We start from the raw sequence: 20,630 nt of genomic DNA on the forward strand, positions 1-20,630 counted from the left end.
TTGCAGCGCAGGCCAATTTATTCATGTGTTTTGTTGTTGGCCGCTGGTATCAGTTTGTGAAAAGTGAGTTCAGGCGTGATCCACTCGCAAATTGGGAAGTACAGCGACTCAATTTACTTCCTTCAGAACTTCTCTGAACCGTAAAAACTACAATTCACTGGGCATCAGTGTCAGTTAGATATTGATGAATGACATACTGGGCAGGCTGGATCTTTGTGCAGTTTTATTGTGCGCCAGTTCATAGTGAGGCTATCCAATAGCTGTAAGCGGCCATTCAGACTTTCGCCAATATTTAATAAGATTTTTAGTGTCTCTGCAGCTTGCATGCAGCCGATAATGCCAACTAACGGCGAGAATACGCCCATGATTGCACAAGGCATGTCTTCTTGTTCTCCGGCGGTAATTGGATATAAACAGTGATAACAGGGGCTATCCGCATGACGTAAATCAAATACGCTGACTTGGCCTTCAAAACGCACTGCAGCGCCGGAAATCAAAGGTTTTTTTTGAGTAACACAAGCTTGATTAATATCATAGCGGGTGCTGAAGTTGTCGCTGGCATCAACTACGGCATCCACTCCTGTAGCAAGTTGTAACAGTTTTGTCGCGTTGGCCTGCTCCTGGATTGTGATGACGTTGACTTCCGGATTAATTTTGGCGAGAGTTTGCTTTGCTGAGAGAACTTTTGCTAAGCCAATCGAATTACTGTCATGGATAATCTGTCGCTGTAGATTGGTAAGATCAACCCGATCACCATCACAAATGATTAGGTTGCCCACACCGCTGGCAGCAAGGTACAGTGCTATCGGAGAACCTAAACCGCCAGCACCGACAATTAATACGCGTGATTGATTGAGTTTCTCCTGCCCCGCAATATCAATTTGCGGGAGCAGGATATGACGGCTATACCGAAGTAGCTGGTTGTCATTCACGATCCTTGTTAATCAGCTGTCGGTCTCTTCGCTTTTTTTCTCAGGTGGTACAGTAATACCCTTAAAGTAATTCATGGCTTGTGTTAGCAAAAGATCTTCCGCAGAGCCAAATTCGATAGGGGTTCTATCTTTCTTGTCTTTAGCTTTATTTGCTTTTTTCTTGTTGACGGGTTTTTGTGCGGCTTTGTCTGTATCAGAGTCAGTTTTTTTTGTTTCCGTTTTTTTGCCGCTCGATAGATGGCGATTCAGATCCGCTTCACGCAAACGTTGGTCATCACCACTATCGGCTTCATCCAGAATATCGGGAGTAATTCCTTTTGCCTGGATAGACTGGCCATTGGGGGTGTAGTAGCGCGCAGTTGTCAACTTGATCGCTGTGTTATTTCCTAATGGTAATATCGTTTGAACAGATCCTTTGCCGAACGTTTGTGATCCCATTACTACAGAACGTTTATGATCTTGCAAGGCGCCTGCCACAATTTCTGATGCTGAAGCAGAACCGCCATTGACCAATGTGATCATCGGTACGGTTTTGACTTCAGAAGGTAGTCCTTTTAAATAATCCTCATCAGGACCGCGCAGATAATACTCGGGGTTGGCGTGCAACTTCATTTTTGCATCGGCACTGCGTCCTTCTGTGTATACAACCAGTGCGTTTTCTGGCAGAAAAGCGGCGGATACAGCGACAGCACCATTCAGTAATCCACCTGGATCATTGCGCAGATCCAGTATTAATCCTTTCATGGAACCAGTATTCTCAGCAAACAGTGTCCTGATAGCTTGTGCGAGATTCTCACCGGTTTGTTCTTGAAACTGCGTGATGCGGATATACGCATAACCAGGTTCGATCATTTTCGATTTGACACTTTGGATTTTTATGATGTCACGCACTAAATTAAAGATCAGTGGTTCTGTCTCACCTTCCCGCACGATAGTAATCTTTATGGGAGTATTGGGTTTGCCGCGCATGAGCTTAATTGCATCATTCAAAGTCATACCTTTTACAATGGTGTCATCTAGTTTTACAATCAAATCACCGGTTTTGATACCTGCGCGAAATGCGGGAGTATCTTCAATCGGTGAAATTACTTTTACGACACCGTCTTCCATGGTGACCTGAATGCCTAACCCGCCGAACTCACCTTGCGTTCCGATTTGTAGCTCTTTGTAATCGTCTTTATCCAGGTAGGATGAATGGGGATCCAGCCCGACCAGCATGCCATTAATAGCTTCAGTAATCAGTTTTTTGTCTTCAACGGATTCGACATAATCACTTTTGATGCGGCCGAACACCTGAGCGAATGTACGCAATTCTTCGATCGGCAGAGGGTGAATCGCCTCGATATTATCTTTCTTGGCAATAGCAGAGAAATTCAAACTGAGCATTATTCCAGCGATTGCACCAATTAGAATTAAACCTGTTTTCTTGATTACGTTACTCATTTATGCTATCTCCGCACTGATCAAATTTATGTAAATGGGTTGCTACGTTCATTCTATTTTTATCCACGTCAAAGGGTCAAACGGTTTACCTCCATGACGAAGTTCAAAGTATAAACCTGAATCTGCATTACCACCGCTATTTCCAACTGTTGCAATCGTATCCCCGCCGCGAATAGTATCACCCACTTGTTTGTGGAGTGTCGCGTTGTTGCCATAAAGACTCATATAGCTGTTTCCATGATCCAAAATTATCAGATTACCAAAACCTCTCAACCAGTCTGCAAATACCACTCTGCCGCTTGAGATGGCTTTAACTTTATTGCCATCAGGCGATTGAATAAAAAGTCCTTTCCAAGAAATATGCTTACCTGAGCGTTGACCACCAAAAGTGTTCACAAGTTTCCCTCGCACGGGTAAATTTAATTTACCTTTGAGCGTTGAGAATGGAAAATCTGTTGTAGAAGCATCTGGGAGCTTATTGTTAATCAATATGCTCGTGGATTTTTCTTGAACAAGTAATTTATTTATCTCATTAACTAAATTGGTTATGCGCTTCTCATCATTCTCGAGTTTATTAATTTCTTGTTGCTGTTGGGTAATTTGACCAGATACCTGCGAGAGTATAGTTTGGTGTTTAGCTTTTTCGTGCTCAAGTCTTTTGCGTTGACTGAAATATTCAGCTTGAATAGCAGTGATTTCTTCTTTCTTTTGACGGCTGACTTGCGTTAGTACTTCAATTTCATCTTGATTATTCTGAAGATTCTTAATGATGCCCGAACGGGTCAGTGACAGTTGTTGGTAATAATAGATGTCCCGTGCAATCTGATTGGGATTTTGCTGGTTCAGCACTAGTCGCAAATAATCCTGCTGGCCTCCCACATATTGTTGATAGAGCAATTTTTCCAGTTGATTTCGTTCGGCTTCGATTTTATTTCTGATCCGGCTGTGTTGTATTTGTAGTTGCTTGTATTCTTCATTGGCTTGCCGGTCATTTTGAATGAGTTTGCTCAATCTATTCGTGATATTGCTGATTGCGCGTTCAGTTTCTTGTAATGCATCCGTTGTGTCCTGTTTTAGCGTTTCCTTGCTTGTTAAATCTTTTTGCAGGGATTGGATGCGCTCACGCAACAGCTTAAGATTCTCCTGGTTGTTTGAAAACGCTGAGAGCGGACAGAAAAAGATCAAGATGCATATCATCAGCATTAACTGAATATATTGTGTAGGGGTAGAATTAAACGTATCAATCTTCCAGATTGGTATGATTTATTCGAGACAGTGAATTGTTTATACTCATATCTGAATAAGTGAATTGGATGTATTTTAAACGGATGATTTACCTTGATTAGCTACCATTTGCATGGCTTCCTGAATTTCGCTCAAATTTCCCAGATAATAATTCCGAATTGGTTTTAGATTGTCATCCAATTCATAAACTAATGGGATGCCGGTTGGAATGTTGCTGTTAAGGATCTCTTCATCAGAGATATTATCCAAATACTTAACCAATGCTCGTAAAGAATTCCCGTGTGCAGCAATGATAACGCTTTTTCCATCCTGAACTTGAGGTGCTATGACCGTATTCCAATAGGGTAAAAATCTTGAAACCGTATCTTTTAGGCACTCTGTCAAAGGTATATCATCATGCGTTAAATCTTTATATCGCGGATCAGTACCGGCATAGCGATCATCATCAGTGGTCAATGCGGGTGGTCTGACATCATAGCTTCGTCGCCAAATTAAAACTTGCTCATCGCCATATTCGGCTGCAATCTCAGCTTTGTTCAATCCTTGCAGTGCTCCGTAGTGTCGTTCATTTAGTCGCCAAGTGTGTTGTATGGGAATCCACATCTGATTCATTTCGTCAAGCACTATCCACAAAGTGCGAATGGCACGTTTAAGAACTGATGTATACGCGATATCAAATGAAAATCCATGTTCGCGTAAAAGCTGCCCGGCATTTCGAGCTTCCTGTAAGCCTTGGGGGGTTAAATCAACATCTGTCCAGCCAGTAAATCGATTTTCTTTATTCCAGGTACTTTCTCCATGGCGCAGGAGAACAATTTTTTTCATATTGACCTTTTTGTGAAAAGGGGGGTGATTTGCAGCAATTAGTGTTAAAAAATACTGATATTTTATTATACTTTTAGTTGTAAACACAGCATCTGACTGATTCTTTTGTGCGAATAAAAGCTAAGTAAGGTGCTTTTTTGTGGAAAATGATGACGGATTTTTATTTTTTCTGGCAATAGTTCATAAAACAGATTGGGTATAATTAATTCCAGGATTAATTGCTATTAATTGATATGCATGATGTTACTATGCGTGGGCTTTAACGGCAGGATCAAGGAAATCCCGTAATTTTCCAGTTTCTGATAAAATTAACATTTAAAGAACAGAATAAAGCTTATATGGAATTATCATTATTTCAAGATCATTTTCTTTTTAAATTAGAAAATTTCCTCTTTCTTATGACAGCTATAATCAGTGGCTTATTATTGCTGTGGCCATTGGTAATGCGTCGTGGTATCAAGGAAATCGACACGCTTGCAGCCGTACAATTGATAAATTACCAGGATGCATTGGTGCTGGATGTCCGGGATGATAGTGAGTATGCGACAGGCCACTTGCCGAACTCAAAACATATTCCATCTGAAAAGATTGAGGAACGTTGGGTAGAGTTGCAAAAATATAAGGACAAGCCCATTTTGGTGATATATCCTGGTGGTATTCGATCCAATCATGCCAGTCTGGTTCTAAGGAAGAACGGTTTTCCTCAAGTAATTAATCTGATGGGTGGCATTGACGCCTGGAAGCGTGCGGGCTTGCCTATGGTTAAGCGATAGAGAATTGAATGCCCAAGGTAATTATGTACACAACGGGTTTTTGTCCTTACTGCAAAATGGCAGAGAGCTTGTTGCGCTCAAAAGGGGTTCAGGAAATTGAAAAAATACGCATCGATCTTGAGCCTGCTCAGCGAGCTGAAATGATGGGTAGAACAGGCCGACGTACTGTGCCGCAGATTTACATTGGTGAAAGACATGTGGGGGGGTATGACGATTTAACGCAACTGGATCGTAAAGGCGAATTGGCAGCATTGCTGGCAATTTGATCCGCAGGATGGGTTGATGCGATAACAATTGATAGTATAAACTTTTTAATTCACAACTGGAAAAAGTAAATATGAGTGAGCAACAGCAACCAGTTTTTGCCATAGAAAAAATCTATGTGAAGGATCTGTCCTTGGAGATTCCCAATGCGCCCAATATCTTTCTGGAGAGAGATACGCCTGAAATCAACTTGCAGCTCGGAACAAAGAGCCAAAGTATTGATGAGGGATTGTACGAGGTACTGTTAACGGTAACGGTAACAGCTAAGATTAAAGACAAAATAATGTTTTTGGTTGAGGTTCAACAGGCGGGTATTTTTCGTATTCGTCATGTGCCTGATGGTGAAATTGACCCGGTACTGGGCATAGGGTGCCCTAATATTCTTTTTCCTTATTTACGTGAAACGGTATCGGATATTGTGACACGAGCTGGCTTTCCGCCCGTTATTCTCAATCCAGTAAATTTTGAAGCCATTTATCAGCAAAAAAGAGCAGAAACGAATACGAATTTAAATTAAAAACCCGGAAACTTGGAGGTGAATATACTAATGAGAAAAAGCCTGCTGATTGAGTCATTCTGGTTGAAAAGCAGCCTGCGTGTTTTGCTGACCACTATCTTGTTGCATCTTCCCGGTTTCGTCGCTGCTGAAATGGAATTTTTTTCACTAGCTGAGAATGCTGTTGTTATGTATGACGCGCCATCGCTTAGAGCCGATAAATTATATGTAGCAGGCCGATATCTTCCGGTCGAAGTCGTAGTGGATGTAGATGGGTGGGCAAAAGTACGTGACAGTAGCGGGAGCCTTGCCTGGGTTGAAAAGAAAGTTTTAAGCCAGCAGCGGTATGTTGTTGTGACGGTACCATTAGCTAATATTTACCAATCGGCCGATATGAGCTCGGGATTGGTATTTCAAGCCGAGGAAAATATCGTTATGGAATGGATGGATTCTGATGTTAAAGGCTGGGTAAAAGTACGGCATCTCGATGGGCAGACTGGCTATGTCAAAGTCAATCAGGTCTGGGGTTCATGAGAATTGCTGTACTGGGTGCAGGTGCATGGGGGTCGGCATTAGCAATTAGTTTATCTGCGCGTCATCAGATCAGTTTGTGGTCAAAAGATCCAGATCATGCGATTGAAATGGATAGTCAGCGTATTAATCACAGTTTCTTGCCGGGTTATTCATTACCCGAATCTTTGAAAATCACATCAACACTCAATGAAGCATTGGATACTGCAGATCTTGCTTTAATTGTTGTACCCATCGTAGGCTTGCGTGAAACATTGCGTGCTATTGCCGCAAGCAAAATTAAGATACCGATCATATGGGGGTGTAAGGGATTTGAATCAGAAACCACACATCTGCCGCATCAAGTTGTCGAAGCAGAGTATTCTGCCATATTGCCGTACTGCGGCGTATTGTCCGGCCCCAGTTTCGCAGAGGAGGTGGCGCAAGGGTTGCCAACTGCTTTAACATTGGCATCCAAAGATGTTGATTTTTCCAGCAGAATAGCGGCTGAATTGCATAGTCCAAGACTGCGCATTTATACCAGTCAAGACGTAATTGGTGTGGAAACAGGTGGCGCGGTTAAGAACGTAATTACCATAGCTGCAGGTATTTCCGATGGTATTGGATTTGGACATAATGCACGCGCAGCGCTGATTACGCGTGGATTGATGGAGATTACCCGGTTAGGACTTGGTTTGGGTGGGAGCATGAAGACCTTTATGGGGCTGGCTGGGGTTGGTGATTTAATTCTGACGAGTACTGGTGATTTATCCCGAAATAGGAAAGTAGGACTTATGCTGGCCGAAGGAAAATCATTGAATGTTATTTTGAGTGAACTTGGACATGTTGCTGAAGGTGTGCACACAGCACAATCAGTACTTAAACTCGGTGATCAATTGAATATAGAAATGCCGATTACACAAGCGGTCTGCAGTATTCTACATGAGGGTGTGTCAGCCCGAACAGCTGTCGGGGTGTTGCTAAATCGCGAACAGAAAACAGAAATTTATTAATATAAAATCGGTATAGGGGACTTCAAGTAGTTTCTATTTTTTGTGACTAGTTATTTGTTTTTATGAAATTTTTAACTTATGCGAATAATCTGCTTCTTTTAACCCAGCTGATTAGCCAGATAAATGATGTGGCTGGATGGCCTTAATTTGCTTGACCGGGCGTTGACAGCTTGATATAAGAGCGACTGCAGTACTTGCTTGTGATTTAATTACCATTAACTTAGAAGGGGAATTATATGAACAAATCCGAACTTATCGAAGCTATCGCAAAATCGGCTAAAATCTCTAAAGCCTCAGCAGGCAGTGCATTGGATGGAGCGTTAACTGCAATAAAAGGAGCGCTCAAAAAAAATGAAAGTGTAACTTTGGTCGGATTTGGTACTTTTAAAGTAGGTGCAAGAGCTGCACGTACAGGTCGTAATCCACGTACAGGCGCTGCCATTAAAATCAAGGCAGCCAAGGTTCCTAAATTCAGTGCTGGTAAAGCACTCAAAGATGCAGTAAACTAGCGCACTTTCTGACCGGGTGCTTAGCTCAGCTGGTAGAGCGTCGCCCTTACAAGGCGAATGTCGGCGGTTCGATCCCGTCAGCACCCACCAGTCATTCAATTTAGCTAGTTCTAGGAGTGGTAGTTCAGTTGGTTAGAATACCGGCCTGTCACGCCGGGGGTCGCGGGTTCGAGTCCCGTCCACTCCGCCAAATAAAAATTGTGTTAACTGACTGCATAAAAATTCTTCGGCCTTATTTTTTACTTTCTAGTATTTTTAGGTTCTAATTGTGTTTGATTTCGTTAACCGTAAGAAACATGTCGTTCAAGTCATTATGGGCTTGGCTGTATTGCCATTTTTGTTTTGGGGCGTTGAATCGTACCGTGATAAAGGTGGCGAAGGTTATGTTGCAGTAGTTGATGGTGAAGAAATCCCACGTCGTGAGTATGAGCAGGCCTTACGTGACCATCATGAAAGAATGCGTGCCACGCTGGGTGCTAATTTTGATAGTGCAATGCTTGATACTTTCGAGGTAAGAAATTCGGTGCTAGAGAGACTTATTCAGCAACGATTATTACATCGGGAAGCTGTTAACAATGGATTTATTGTTCTAGACTCGGAACTAGTTAAAACGATCCGAGATATACCTGCCTTTCAAAGGGACAATAAATTTTCCAAGCAGCAATATGAAGAATTGTTGAGAAACCAAGGACTGACTCCAGTCATGTTTGAGTCACGTGTGCGTCAAGAACTTTTATTGCAGCAGTTATTGGATGGCTATAGTGAGAATGCATTTATCCCTAAAATAGTTGCTGAGAGAGTGCAGTATCTTAGTGAAGTGCAGCGTGAAATCAGTCAATTGCAAATCACCCCTGAACAATATTTATCACAAGTAATCCCAACAGATGCGGATATTGCCGCTTACTATGAAAGACATAAAGCTGATTTTAATTTGCCGGAACGTGCGCGCATAGAATATCTGGTTTTGTCGCTGGATGCGGTAGCGAAAAATGAGGCAGTGAGTGATGAAGCGGTCAAAACTTATTTTGCAGAACATCAGGATGAGTTTGGTCAATCTGAAGAGCGCAAAGCCAGTCACATTCTGATTAGTGTGCCACCTGACGCGTCGGATGATGTGAAACAGGCAGCGCGGGACAGAGCCGAAGGAATATTAGAGCAAGTTAGGCAGAATCCTGAGAAATTTGCAGAAATTACCAAGGAAAATTCGGATGATCCAGGCTCAGCAGCGCAAGGGGGAGATCTTGGTTTCTTTGGTCGTGGCGTCATGGTTAAATCCTTTGAAGACAAAATTTTCTCAATGCAACTGGATGAAATCAGTGACATCGTAGAAACGGATTTTGGTTTTCATGTGATTAAATTAATCGCTATCAAAGAAGGAAAACATCCCGATTTGGAAGAAGTGCGGGAACAAATTGAAAAGAAAATCAAAATAGAGATGGTGGGAAGTGTTTTTGGCGAGATTGCTGAAGATTTCAGTAATGTGGTTTATGAGCAAGGCGATAACCTGCAGGTAGCTGCAGAGAAATTTGAATTGCCAATCCAGACGAGTGACTGGATCACTAGAAGTGCAGCAGAACCAGCCATTCTTGCAAATGAGAAGCTGCTGGTAGCCATTTTTTCCGATGACGCCATTTCAAATCAACGAAATACCGGAGTTATTGAAGTCAAACCGGATACGTTTGTATCTGCTCGTATTCTTGAACATAAGCCTGCTACTGCACAATCACTGATGGTGGTTAGAGATCAGATCGTAGAGAAAGTCAAGAAACAAATGGCAGAAGCAATTGCTGTTGAAGAAGGACAAACGAAGCTAGCTCGCTTACAAGCTGGAGAAGATGTTGATGATGTTGCCTGGAGCGATGCAAAGCAGATCTCTTATATGCAATCGCAAGGACTGGATCATGAAACACTACGTGCCATTTTCAGGGCAGAAACCAATGATCTACCTTCTTATACGGGAACAGCTAATCCAAATGGCGGATTTAATCTGATACGAATCAACAAAGTAATAGAACAAGAATCTGCAGATGAAACAAAGTTTGGTAACTTTACTAAACAGCTGCAGCAGATGATCACGCAAGAAGAAATGTCTTCCTATCTAGCTGCACTCAGGCAGCGCTATGATGTAAAAATCAAACAAGATAATTTCTAGTTTTTGGAAATTTACTTTTGTTGAGATTTGATTGTTGATAGTCCAGATTTTCTATTCATCGATATTAAATGCGACGGTATTGAAACCTGCATCGACATAAGTTATCTCTCCGGTAATACCGCTGGCTAGGTCGCTGCATAAGAAAGCGGCAACATTACCCACTTCATCCGTTGTTACATTGCGACGCAGTGGTGAAACTTTTTCGGTATAACCTAATAATTTCCCAAAATTTCCGATACCGGAAGCTGCCAAGGTCTTAATAGGTCCAGCAGAGATTGCATTGACGCGTATACCTTTAGGACCCAAACTGGAGGCCATAAAGCGAACATTTGCTTCAAGGCTGGCTTTGGCTAATCCCATAACGTTATAGTTTGGCATGACCCGGACTGCACCCAAATAGCTTAATGTTAGCAGTGCGCCGTTTCTATTTTGCATTAAAGGTAGCGCAGCTTTGGCGAGTGCAGAGAAGCTATAGGCGCTGATATCATGCGCGATGCGAAAGGCTTCCCGGTCGACACTTTCCAGGTAGTCGCCAGTTAGCGCTTCACGGGGGGCGAAAGCAATAGAATGAATAATACAATCTAGCCCGTCCCAATGTTTTTTCAGGTTCTCAAAACACAGCGCGATTTCATCGTCGCTGGCTACATTACAGGGAAATAGCAAATTGCTATCAAACTCAGCAGCCAGCTTTTCGACGCGACCACGGATTTCTTCGCCTTGGTAAGTAAAAGCCAGTGACGCGCCTTCACGTTTCATTGCTCTGGCGATGCCGTAAGCAATCGATCGGTTGCTCAGTAACCCGGTAATGAGTACGCGTTTATTTGCGAGAAATCCCATAAAATTTCCTTGTAAAATTGAGTAAATTGGCAAATTATAGCTGAAGGGAGAAGTGAGGTGGGATCATGCAAGAAAAGATATGGAGTATGCGCGTATTATTTTGCTTAAAACAGGCTAATTCCGATAAACTGGGTTTGCAATGGAAAAATTAGTTACTACGTCATGGTTGTTGATTCTGCAGGTATTTTTTTTATCTGCCTGCGGTGAATATAATTGGAATAATCCCTATTCAGCTGCGGATGCAGAGAAAAATATTCTTTATAATGTATTTACCGAACGGCCCAAACATCTGGATCCGGTGCAATCCTATAGTTCTAATGAAATTCAATTCACTGCGCAAATTTATGAACCTCCGCTGCAATATCATTATTTAAAACGCCCCTTTGCATTAATTCCAGCAACGGCAAAAGAATTACCTGTGGTGAAATATTTTGATAAAGAAGGGAGTCAATTGCCGGATGATGCGTTGGCAACAGATATTGCCCATAGTGTCTACGAAATTACGATTAAACCGGGAATTTTTTTTCAACCGCATCCAGCATTTGCAAGTAATGCGCAAGGTGACTGGTTGTACCATGACCTGAGCGAGCAAGAATTGGCGTCGGTATTTAAGCTATCTGACTTTCCTCAAACAGGCACAAGGGAATTGCTGGCGGAGGATTATGTATATGAGATTAAACGCTTAGCGCATCCCAGAGTGCATTCGCCGATATTCGGACTCATGGCGGATTACATCGTGGGGCTCAGCGACTATGCCAAAGTATTAAAACAGATTGACCAGAATCAATCCGACGGGAAAACATACCTCGATCTAAGGGGTTATCAGTTAGATGGCGTTCAAGTCGTTGATAGATATACCTATCGCATAAAAATAACCGGTAAGTATCCGCAGTTTATCTATTGGCTAGCGATGCCTTTTTTTGCACCGATTCCTTGGGAAGCAGATTATTTTTATTCACAAAAGGGTTTAATACAAAAAAACATTACATTGGATTGGTATCCGGTTGGTACAGGCCCATATATGCTAACCGAGAATGATCCCAATCTGAGAATGGTATTAGAAAAGAATCCTAATTTTCATGATGAATTTTATCCGGCTGAAGGCGTGCCGGGAGATGAAGAGAATAGTCTATTGATTGATTCTGGAAAGAAATTGCCATTTATCGATGAAATTATTTTTACCCGCGAAAAAGAAAGTATTCCGCGGTGGAATAAATTTTTGCAAGGGTATTACGATGCTACCGGTATTGGCTCTGATAGTTTTGACCAAGCGGTGCAGCTGGTGGGTCAGGGAGAAGCGACCGTCACTGAGGCCATGGCAGAACAAGGGATAAGGCTGGAAACAACCGTGGCGGTGTCGACTTATTACATGGGTTTTAATATGCTGGATCCGGTAGTGGGCGGAAGTAATGCGCAGGAACGTGAGTCGGCGAGAAAGCTTAGGCAGGCGATTTCTATTGCAGTGGACTATGAAGAATTTATTTCAATTTTTGCAAATGGCCGCGGAATGCCGGCTCAAAGTCCGATCTCTCCGGGTATTGCAGGGTATCGTGAGGGGAAAGAAGGCATCAACCCCGTGGTGTATGAATGGATGAATGATCAGCCGCAGCGCAAATCAATTCAAGTTGCAAAGGCTCTGCTTGCCGAGGCAGGATATCCAAATGGAATAGATCAGCGAACTGGCGCACCATTAGTCCTGTATTTTGATGTGACAGCTCGTAGTTCTGAAGACAGATCCAAGCTCGATTGGATGCGTAAACAGTTCCAAAAATTAAATATACAACTGGTGGTTAGGAGTACTGATTACAATCGCTTTCAAGACAAGATTCGTAAAGGAAATGCACAAATTTTCGAATGGGGTTGGAATGCAGACTATCCCGATGCAGAGAATTTTCTGTTCTTGTTGTACGGACCGCAAAGTAAAGTACGCAACAGTGGCGAGAATGCGGCTAACTATGATAATACAGAATACAATCAATTATTTGAGCAGATGAAGAATATGGATGATGGGCCACAGCGGCAATTAATAATTGATCGTATGGTGGAAGTATTGCGTCATGATGCCCCTTGGTTGTGGGGATACCACCCGAAAGATTATGGATTGTATCATTCCTGGTATCAAAATATTAAACCCAACAGAATATCGAATAATAATCTTAAGTATCTAAAAATAGACGCGGTTTTAAGAGCGCAAAAGCGCCGTGACTGGAATGAGCCGGTATTATGGCCCATAGCACTGCTGCTGGTTGTGCTGGCAATCAGTCTTTTTCCCGCTATGGCGGCTTTTCGCCGTCATGAAAGCAGTACCGCGGTGCGCAGTGTATCTTCCTGAAATTACAATATTACATTAGCGATGCTTGGCTATATTATTAGACGTATTTTATATGCAATACCGATTCTCATCGGGGTGAATCTGATTACATTCGCTTTGTTCTTTGTAGTGAATACACCCGATGACATGGCGCGTATGCAATTGGGCATTAAATACGTCACGCCTGAAGCAATAGAAAAATGGAAAATCGAGCGTGGCTATGATAAGCCGCTGTTGTTCAATCAGGAAGCTGAGAAACTGGGAAAATTGACCGATACAATTTTCTTCGAGAAATCGGTCTCGATGTTTGTTTTCGATTTCGGCCGGGCAGATGATGGACGCGATATTGCACTGGAGATCAAGTCGCGCATGTTACCTAGCCTTGCCATTGCATTGCCGGTATTTGTCCTGGGATTGGTTGTGTACATTACTATCGCATTGCTGATGGTTTTTTTTCGCGCCACTTATATTGATTTCTGGGGAGTGGTTTTTTGTGTGGCGTTGATGTCTATTTCCAGCTTGTTTTATATTATTGCGGGGCAATTTTTAGTGAGCAAGCTATGGCATTGGGTGCCTATATCGGGCTACGGAAGCGGGTTGGATGCAGCCAAATTTCTGTTGTTGCCTATCCTAATTGGCGTAATCGGTAGCGTTGGGTCGAGTACGCGCTGGTATCGCACAATTTTTCTGGAAGAAATGAATAAAGAGTACGTGCGCACAGCCAGAGCGAAAGGGTTATCCGAGCGTATTGTTTTATTCAAGCATGTGCTCAGGAACGCAATGATTCCTATTTTAACGGGTGCAGTGGTCGTTGTGCCTTTGTTATTTTTAGGCAGCTTGCTGGTTGAATCTTTTTTTGGTATTCCCGGACTTGGCAGCTATACCATTGATGCAATTAATTCGCAGGATTTCGCAATTGTGCGGGCAATGGTTTTCCTAGGCTCAATGCTGTATATCATGGGGCTGATCTTAACGGATATATCCTATACCCTCGTTGATCCGCGAATTCGTCTCGCATAAGCTGGCAATGTCAGATGCCCCTGAAATAAGCTCAGTATCCAGAAACTGAGCCTTCAATCACTCTGGCTAAATAACCGGGATTCCAAGAAAATGGGCCAACACTATCTCAAACCGCTCTTTTCACCTGAATCGGTTGCTATATTTGGAGCAAGCGATCGTGTGGATTCTGTTGGTCAGATTGTTCTGAGCAACATGCTGAAAAGTGGCTACAAAGGCGCACTTTTCCCCATTAATCCAAAGCATGAAGAAATTCAAGGGCATAAAGCCTATGCCTCATTATTCCAGGTTAGTGAAATTGTAGAACTTGCAGTGATTGCCACGCCCGCGCAAACCGTACCTGACATTATTGAAGATTGCGGAAAGCATGGAATCAAGGCCGCTGTCATTATTTCCGCGGGTTTCTCCGAAACTGGCGCTACCGGGCAGGCATTGGAATGTGCCGTACTAAAAAATGCGCGCCGCTATGGAATACGGCTGCTTGGTCCCAATTGCCTGGGTATCATGCGTCCTGATAGAGGTCTGAACGCAACTTTTAATAAAGGCAGTGCGAACGTGGGCAATCTGGCTTTTGTGTCACAATCGGGCGCACTCTGCACCGCTATTCTGGATTGGGCGCAAACCAATGATGTAGGGTTTTCCAGTGTGGTTTCTTTGGGTTCTACTGCCGATGTGGATTTTGGTGAAATTCTCGACTATCTGGTGACGGATCAGCTGACTCAGAATATTTTGTTGTACATCGAAGGCATACGAAATGCGCGCAGCTTTATGAGTTCTTTGCGTGCTGCTGCGCGCATCAAACCGGTCATACTGGTGAAAGTCGGGCGCCATGCCGCGGGCTCCAAAGCGGCCATGTCGCATACTGCATCACTGGTTGGATCAGATGATGCATTCGATGCCGCGGTCCGGCGTGCGGGTGTTGTGCGCGTACAAACCATTACGCAATTATTCTCAGCCGCAAAAGCTCTGTCCTGCGGCTTTCATCCGAGCGGTAATCGGCTGGCAATCGTCACCAACGGAGGCGGCCCCGGCGTGATGGCCACCGATCACGCAATTGACTTGGGTCTGGAAATGGCTACTTTGTCAGATGCCACCATGGAGCAGTTAAATCAGGTGCTGCCGCCCACCTGGTCACACGGCAATCCGGTGGATGTGATCGGAGATGCGCAAGCTGACCGCTACCAGAATGCGGTGCGCGCATGCCTGGAGGATCCCAATGTGGATGGTGTGCTGGCAATATTAACTCCACAAGCCATGACCAAACCGCTGGATGCGGCGAACACATTAATAGAGCTGTCGAAGCAATACAGCAAACCTTTGCTGACTTGCTGGATGGGGGAATCACAGGTAGCGGAATCCCGCGTTGCTTTTAATCTGGCTAGGAAACCCAATTTCCGCACACCCGAGCCGGCGGTAGAGGTATTCTCGTATCTGTCAGCGTACTATCGTAATCAGAAGCTGCTGATGCAAATGCCGGGGCCTTTGTCGCACCAGCTGGAACCCGATGTGGAAGCGGCACGCATGATTATAGACGGCGCGTTGCAGGACCGGCGGAAGATATTAAGTGAAATGGAATCGAAAGCTTTGCTTTCTGCCTTTCATATTCCGGTAGCACAGACCATGATCGCGCATTCGCCAAATGAAGCAATGCTCATCGCGCAACAATTGGGATTTCCCGTGGTGATGAAGGTCAATTCACGCGACATCACCCATAAAACCGATGTCGGCGGCGTACTGCTGAATCTGGCCAACGCTCAAGCAGTAACAACGGCTTACCATACGATTATCGCAAACGTTAAATTGAATCGCCCGGATGCACAGATGGACGGTGTTTCGATAGAGCCCATGGTGGTTAAGCCGAATGGCCGCGAGCTAATGGTAGGTGTTACTTACGATGCGGTATTTGGTCCGCTGATTACCTTTGGTGCTGGCGGTACTATGGTGGAAGTGATCGGTGACCGTGCTGTTGTTTTGCCTCCGCTTAACACTTTCCTGGTGAAAGATTTGATTCAAAGTACGCATGCCGCGAAGATGCTCGGTACTTTCCGGCATATGCCGCCGGTTGCTATGGCTGCACTGGAAAGCGTGTTGTTACGCGTATCAGAGATGGTATGCGAGCTGCCAGCATTGACGGAAATGGATATCAATCCCCTGATTGTCGATGAGCACGGTGCGCTCGCAGCCGATGCGCGCATCGTAATCGCCTTGCGTCAGCCCAGTGCTGACCGCTATGCACATATGGCGATTTACCCGTATCCCACACATCTGATCAGCACTTGGCAATTGACTGACGGCAGAAATATCACCATAAGACCAATCCGGCCGGAAGATGCGGAGATTGAGCAGGCTTTTGTACGCGGCTTATCGGAAGAAGCGCGTTATTTCCGTTTTATGTTTAGCGTACAGGAACTCAGCCAAACCATGCTGTTGCGTTTTACGCAAATTGATTACAGTCGTGAAATGGCATTAATCGCAGTAACCTTTGAACAAGACAAAGAAATCGAATTGGGTGTTGCACGTTTTGCCATCAATCCTGAGGGAGAAAGCTGCGAGTTTGCGCTGGTTATCGCTGATGCCATGCAGGGCAAAGGATTGGGTCAGAAACTTATGACGGCGTTGATGGATGCTGCTCGCGCCAAGGGATTAAAAGTCATGGCCGGTGAAGTACTTAAAACCAATGCCAATATGTTGAAGCTGATGAACAGGCTGGGATTTAGCGTTGAAGACAGATTAGATGACGACAACATTAAGCGTGTTAGAAAAATATTATGATGGGCGTATACAATCAACACCCATTGGATTAACAGCAAACTAAAAGAGTACGCGCATATGAAAACCGCCTACCTGACTCATCCTGCTTCTCTTAAACACAGCATGGGTCCAGGCCATCCCGAATGTCCTGCGCGCATTCAAGCTATTGAGGATCAACTCATCGCTTCCGGTTTGATGCCTTTTCTGGACCGGCAAGAAGCCCCCGCCGCAAGCAAGGAACAACTCCAGCGCGTCCATTCGATCGAGTATGTCGAAACTATTTTCAGGGCCTCACCCAGTAACGGACTGGCTTATCTCGATGCGGATACGGCAATGAATCCGTATAGCCTGGAAGCTGCTCTGCACGCGGCTGGTGCGGTTGTCAAAGCGGTTGACTTGGTGATGTCGGGCCAGAATGAGAACGCATTCTGCAATGTTCGCCCTCCCGGCCACCATGCCGGGCGCAGCAGTGTTGCGGGATTTTGCATATTTAATAATGTCGCGGTCGCCGCCGCCCATGCGCTTGAGAATTACGGCCTGAGCCGTGTGGCAATTGCCGATTTTGATGTGCACCACGGCAATGGGACTGATGAGATTTTCAATGGCGATAGCCGTGTGATGCTGTGCTCAACATTCCGGCATCCGTATTATCCTTACGAGGGTGTTGATAGCGGCAATGCACATATTATCAACGTGCCGCTTGCCGCTGGTGCAACGGGCGCGCAATTTCGCGCTGCCGTGACAGAAAATTGGCTACCAGCCCTGGAACAATTCAAGCCAGAGCTGTTGTTGATTTCAGCAGGATTCGACGCACACTGGGAAGATGACATGGGCGGGCTTGCTTTGCGCGAAGAAGACTACGTGTGGATTACAGAAACACTTAAGCGTATCGCCATCGATCACGCCAATGGCCGAATTGTATCCGCCCTAGAGGGGGGCTATGCTTTGCATGCCCTAGGTCGCAGCGCGCTGGCCCATATCAAAGTACTTAGCGGACTTTAAAGCACCGGTTTGGCGGATCGCATAATAGAGTTTTTTGCAAAACCCATTTTTAAAATCCAAGTTAAGGTTACTGCTGTTTTTTGAATCCGCTGTGCTTACCATCCATGTATGTGCTGGAATCTGTGGCTTTGCACTATAATTGCAAACCTTGACTCCTGTGTGCGTGCAATATCCGGGTTAAGTGTTGCCAATTACCAAAAGAACAAAAAAGGAAATGTTTCATGAGTGCTATTTGGTTTAAAGATTACACCATTGCGTATCTGGAAGGTTTGCGTAATGCCAATATGGGTGAACATATCGGTATTCAATTTACCGAGCTGGGGCCGGACTTCCTGAAAGCGCGTATGCCCGTGGATAAGCGTACGACGCAACCATTCGGTATCCTGCATGGCGGTGCCAGTTGCGTGCTATCTGAAACCTTGGGTAGTGTGTCGGGCTGGATGACAATTGATCCGGAAAAATACCGTGCGGTCGGTCTGGAACTTAATATCAATCACATTCGTGCGGTTACCAAGGGTCATGTTATTGGTATTTGCACAGCGTTACATACCGGCCGCCGTACACAAGTCTGGCAAACGGATATTGTTGAAGAGGCTACTGGCAAGCGCGTAGCGATTTCACGATTAACATTGGCGATCATTGAACAAGGTACGCTCAGTGCGCAGAAGGAACATGTGATCGTCGACAGAGAGTCGTAATGCATTGTATAATAATAGAAATAAGAGATTCTGGTGTGAGAATTCCTTGTTTGTATTGAGCAGAAAGTTGAGCTAGATAATTCTGATCAAAGGCACCGACTATGCCGATAAAGCGTAGGAGTATTATGAGGAACGCTACCGGAACGGGCTATGCATCACCTTGCCTAACGCGCCGAGAAGCTCGGCTTCCAGTCTGCTCATTTTTCAAAGAGAATCAGAATTAATAAAATTAATCATTTTGTTGAATTGTATCTCTTGAGAAAAACCGTGAACACTATCGGTAAAGAGTTGTATGCCAAGCAGGAAATGTGCAAGTTTGGCCGGAACACCGAATTGCATGGACAATGGACCTCTTATCAATGTGTTGCCCCCCTAGTGTGCTGCTAAAATACTTACTGTCTGCATCAAAAGGAAACGAATTTCGTTTTAACCATTGTCGTGGTAGTCTCTATTATGCAATTATCGAATTATTACATTTCAACCCGCTATAACTTCTTAAGATACTTATTTATGAAAAATCTGCGATACCTAATACTTTTACTTATCGTTGGTATCGTGCCGCCTACTTCCCTTGAAGCAGCGAATCTTATTGATGTCTATCGCGAGGCACTAGAGCACGATGCGCAATATAAAGTTGCACGGCATGCCTATAGAGCTACCCAAGAAAAATTGCCGCAAGGCAGGGCAGGTCTGCTTCCCAATATCGAATTCACGGGAAGAGAGCGAGAAACGTTACTCCATACCGACGTTCGTGGCGAAAACTTTATTAGTAATCGCGGCTTGGTCATCACAGCGACACAACCACTGTTTCGCGTCGAAAATTTCATCATTTACGAACAATCAAAGAATGAAGTTGCGCAGGGCGATGCACGATTTATACTGTCTGCACAGGATTTGATTTTGCGGCTAACCCAGGCGTATTTTGATACGCTCATCGCGCAAGTCAATGTTGAAGCAGCGGAAGCTCAGGAAAAAGCCTTCAGGCAACAGCTGGAACTGATGAGGCATAACCTTGAATTTGGTCTTGGCACCATAGTGGATACGAATGAAGCTGAATCCCGTCATGATTTGGCAGTTTCTCAGGAAATCGCGGCCAGGAATGCGCTGGAAATCAGCAAGCGCAACCTGCAAAGCATCATCAATCGTTTTCCTAACGACCTGACAAGCGTTAGTATCGACAACATTGTCTCCGATCCGCTTACCATGCCTTATGGCAACATGGAAGAGTTGGTAGCCTCGGCTGAGAATAAAAATTATTTATTAAAAATACAACAACTCGCCTATGAAATCGCTCAACAAGAAACAAGTCGAGCCAAGGCAGGCCATTACCCGACACTCGATCTGGTCGGACAGTACAACAATCAGATAAATCAAGCGTTTATAGTCGCTGGACGGGGCATTGATTTTGAATCAAAATTTATTGGTGTTGAGCTTAGAATTCCTGTCTTCCAAGGGTTCTCGACGCAATCTCGTGCGCGAGAAATGCTAGCCAACCAGGATAAGGCACGCGATGAGCTTGAAAATATCCGGCGCATTATCAGTCTGCAGGTGCGTCAGCATTATTTGAATATCACTAATGGCATCGCCCAAGTCAAGGCGCTCAAAAAAGCGGTGATATCGAGCCGTAGCCATCTGGATTCAACGATTCTAGGACAAAAATCCGGTATCAGAATAGAAATAGATGTTTTGAATGCACAACAGCAATACTTTTCTGCACGCAAGGATCTGGTAGTAGCTTATTATAATTACCTTATGTCGCGATTACGCCTGAAAGCAAATTTGGGTGAACTGGATGAGTCAGTATTGGAAGAAATTAACGCATTCCTGCGGGGATAATCTAACGGTCATCCAT

18 protein-coding genes and 2 tRNA genes are annotated in these 20,630 nt (G+C 44.3%); 15 read left to right on the forward strand and 5 right to left on the reverse strand.

From position 1 onward, the window contains the following. Nucleotides 1-170 precede the first annotated feature (170 nt). From moeB to gpmA, 4 genes are all read right to left on the reverse strand, one after another. The gene (gene moeB, locus QZ942_RS08350; RefSeq protein WP_292994552.1) at nt 171-932 is read right to left on the reverse strand and encodes a molybdopterin-synthase adenylyltransferase MoeB; all 762 of its coding nucleotides are present in this window, start codon (nt 930-932) and stop codon (nt 171-173) included. Nucleotides 933-944: 12 nt separating this feature from the next. Beyond that, the gene (locus QZ942_RS08355) at nt 945-2,375 is read right to left on the reverse strand and encodes a S41 family peptidase (RefSeq protein ID WP_292994554.1); all 1,431 of its coding nucleotides are present in this window, start codon (nt 2,373-2,375) and stop codon (nt 945-947) included. A gap of 48 nt (nt 2,376-2,423) precedes the next feature. After that, nucleotides 2,424-3,503, reverse strand: coding sequence for a peptidoglycan DD-metalloendopeptidase family protein (locus tag QZ942_RS08360; protein WP_292994556.1), 1,080 nt, complete (start codon nt 3,501-3,503; stop codon nt 2,424-2,426). Nucleotides 3,504-3,695: 192 nt separating this feature from the next. Next, the gene (gene gpmA, locus QZ942_RS08365) at nt 3,696-4,445 is read right to left on the reverse strand and encodes a 2,3-diphosphoglycerate-dependent phosphoglycerate mutase (protein WP_292994558.1); all 750 of its coding nucleotides are present in this window, start codon (nt 4,443-4,445) and stop codon (nt 3,696-3,698) included. Nucleotides 4,446-4,843: 398 nt separating this feature from the next. On the opposite strand from gpmA, the gene QZ942_RS08370 reads away from it, so the two are divergent. From QZ942_RS08370 to QZ942_RS08410, 9 genes are all read left to right on the forward strand, one after another. Beyond that, entirely contained in the window at nt 4,844-5,218 is a 375-nt protein-coding gene (locus QZ942_RS08370) for a rhodanese-like domain-containing protein (RefSeq protein ID WP_366836286.1), read from the forward strand. Nucleotides 5,219-5,226: 8 nt separating this feature from the next. Next, entirely contained in the window at nt 5,227-5,484 is a 258-nt protein-coding gene (gene grxC, locus QZ942_RS08375; RefSeq protein WP_292994562.1) for a glutaredoxin 3, read from the forward strand. 71 nt (nt 5,485-5,555) lie between these two features. Further along, on the forward strand, nt 5,556-5,999 hold the full coding sequence (gene secB, locus QZ942_RS08380; protein WP_292994564.1) for a protein-export chaperone SecB: 444 nt from the start codon (nt 5,556-5,558) through the stop codon (nt 5,997-5,999). A gap of 30 nt (nt 6,000-6,029) precedes the next feature. Then, on the forward strand, nt 6,030-6,512 hold the full coding sequence (locus QZ942_RS08385; protein ID WP_292994566.1) for an SH3 domain-containing protein: 483 nt from the start codon (nt 6,030-6,032) through the stop codon (nt 6,510-6,512). Beyond that, nucleotides 6,509-7,501, forward strand: a complete 993-nt coding sequence (locus tag QZ942_RS08390) for an NAD(P)H-dependent glycerol-3-phosphate dehydrogenase (protein WP_292994568.1) — start codon at nt 6,509-6,511, stop codon at nt 7,499-7,501. Before QZ942_RS08385 ends, QZ942_RS08390 begins: the two co-directional genes overlap by 4 nt. 236 nt (nt 7,502-7,737) lie before the next feature. After that, nucleotides 7,738-8,010, forward strand: a complete 273-nt coding sequence (locus tag QZ942_RS08395; RefSeq protein ID WP_013964827.1) for an HU family DNA-binding protein — start codon at nt 7,738-7,740, stop codon at nt 8,008-8,010. A gap of 14 nt (nt 8,011-8,024) precedes the next feature. Further along, a tRNA-Val gene (locus QZ942_RS08400) sits at nt 8,025-8,100 on the forward strand. A 23-nt stretch (nt 8,101-8,123) separates the two neighbouring features. After that, nucleotides 8,124-8,200: transfer RNA gene (locus tag QZ942_RS08405), tRNA-Asp, on the forward strand. 78 nt (nt 8,201-8,278) lie between these two features. Next, a complete protein-coding gene (locus QZ942_RS08410; RefSeq protein ID WP_292994571.1) occupies nt 8,279-10,162 on the forward strand; it encodes a SurA N-terminal domain-containing protein in 1,884 nt (627 codons plus the stop codon). 51 nt (nt 10,163-10,213) lie between these two features. Here QZ942_RS08410 and fabI read toward each other — a convergent pair whose 3' ends face one another. Continuing rightward, entirely contained in the window at nt 10,214-10,999 is a 786-nt protein-coding gene (fabI, locus tag QZ942_RS08415) for an enoyl-ACP reductase FabI (protein ID WP_292994573.1), read from the reverse strand. A 139-nt stretch (nt 11,000-11,138) separates the two neighbouring features. On the opposite strand from fabI, the gene QZ942_RS08420 reads away from it, so the two are divergent. The 6 genes from QZ942_RS08420 (at nt 11,139) to QZ942_RS08445 (ending at nt 20,614) form a co-directional block, all read left to right on the forward strand. Beyond that, on the forward strand, nt 11,139-13,331 hold the full coding sequence (locus tag QZ942_RS08420) for an ABC transporter substrate-binding protein (RefSeq protein ID WP_292994595.1): 2,193 nt from the start codon (nt 11,139-11,141) through the stop codon (nt 13,329-13,331). Between the two features lie 21 nt (nt 13,332-13,352). Next, on the forward strand, nt 13,353-14,330 hold the full coding sequence (locus tag QZ942_RS08425) for an ABC transporter permease (protein ID WP_292994597.1): 978 nt from the start codon (nt 13,353-13,355) through the stop codon (nt 14,328-14,330). 90 nt (nt 14,331-14,420) lie between these two features. Next, on the forward strand, nt 14,421-17,099 hold the full coding sequence (locus tag QZ942_RS08430; RefSeq protein ID WP_292994599.1) for a bifunctional acetate--CoA ligase family protein/GNAT family N-acetyltransferase: 2,679 nt from the start codon (nt 14,421-14,423) through the stop codon (nt 17,097-17,099). Nucleotides 17,100-17,156: 57 nt separating this feature from the next. Then, nucleotides 17,157-18,080 carry a histone deacetylase family protein gene (locus tag QZ942_RS08435; protein WP_292994601.1) on the forward strand — a complete coding sequence of 308 codons (924 nt, stop codon included), beginning with the start codon at nt 17,157-17,159 and terminating at the stop codon, nt 18,078-18,080. A 221-nt stretch (nt 18,081-18,301) separates the two neighbouring features. Continuing rightward, nucleotides 18,302-18,778, forward strand: a complete 477-nt coding sequence (locus tag QZ942_RS08440) for a hotdog fold thioesterase (RefSeq protein WP_292994603.1) — start codon at nt 18,302-18,304, stop codon at nt 18,776-18,778. A gap of 510 nt (nt 18,779-19,288) precedes the next feature. Beyond that, nucleotides 19,289-20,614, forward strand: a complete 1,326-nt coding sequence (locus QZ942_RS08445; protein ID WP_292994605.1) for a TolC family outer membrane protein — start codon at nt 19,289-19,291, stop codon at nt 20,612-20,614. The last annotated feature ends 16 nt before the right edge of the window (nt 20,615-20,630 follow it).

The organism is Nitrosomonas sp., from assembly GCF_021731985.1.
In the GTDB taxonomy this organism is placed as follows: domain Bacteria; phylum Pseudomonadota; class Gammaproteobacteria; order Burkholderiales; family Nitrosomonadaceae; genus Nitrosomonas.

Coding starts and splice junctions, on each gene's coding strand:
- gpmA (WP_292994558.1), bottom strand. CDS start 4,445: ATGAAAAAAATTGTTCTCCTGCGCCATGGAGAAAGTACCTGGAATAAA.
- QZ942_RS08435 (WP_292994601.1), top strand. CDS start 17,157: ATGAAAACCGCCTACCTGACTCATCCTGCTTCTCTTAAACACAGCATG.
- secB (WP_292994564.1), top strand. CDS start 5,556: ATGAGTGAGCAACAGCAACCAGTTTTTGCCATAGAAAAAATCTATGTG.
- QZ942_RS08395 (WP_013964827.1), top strand. CDS start 7,738: ATGAACAAATCCGAACTTATCGAAGCTATCGCAAAATCGGCTAAAATC.
- QZ942_RS08440 (WP_292994603.1), top strand. CDS start 18,302: ATGAGTGCTATTTGGTTTAAAGATTACACCATTGCGTATCTGGAAGGT.
- fabI (WP_292994573.1), bottom strand. CDS start 10,999: ATGGGATTTCTCGCAAATAAACGCGTACTCATTACCGGGTTACTGAGC.
- QZ942_RS08370 (WP_366836286.1), top strand. CDS start 4,844: ATGACAGCTATAATCAGTGGCTTATTATTGCTGTGGCCATTGGTAATG.
- QZ942_RS08430 (WP_292994599.1), top strand. CDS start 14,421: ATGGGCCAACACTATCTCAAACCGCTCTTTTCACCTGAATCGGTTGCT.
- QZ942_RS08355 (WP_292994554.1), bottom strand. CDS start 2,375: ATGAGTAACGTAATCAAGAAAACAGGTTTAATTCTAATTGGTGCAATC.
- QZ942_RS08425 (WP_292994597.1), top strand. CDS start 13,353: ATGCTTGGCTATATTATTAGACGTATTTTATATGCAATACCGATTCTC.
- QZ942_RS08420 (WP_292994595.1), top strand. CDS start 11,139: ATGGAAAAATTAGTTACTACGTCATGGTTGTTGATTCTGCAGGTATTT.
- QZ942_RS08390 (WP_292994568.1), top strand. CDS start 6,509: ATGAGAATTGCTGTACTGGGTGCAGGTGCATGGGGGTCGGCATTAGCA.
- QZ942_RS08445 (WP_292994605.1), top strand. CDS start 19,289: ATGAAAAATCTGCGATACCTAATACTTTTACTTATCGTTGGTATCGTG.
- QZ942_RS08385 (WP_292994566.1), top strand. CDS start 6,030: ATGAGAAAAAGCCTGCTGATTGAGTCATTCTGGTTGAAAAGCAGCCTG.
- grxC (WP_292994562.1), top strand. CDS start 5,227: ATGCCCAAGGTAATTATGTACACAACGGGTTTTTGTCCTTACTGCAAA.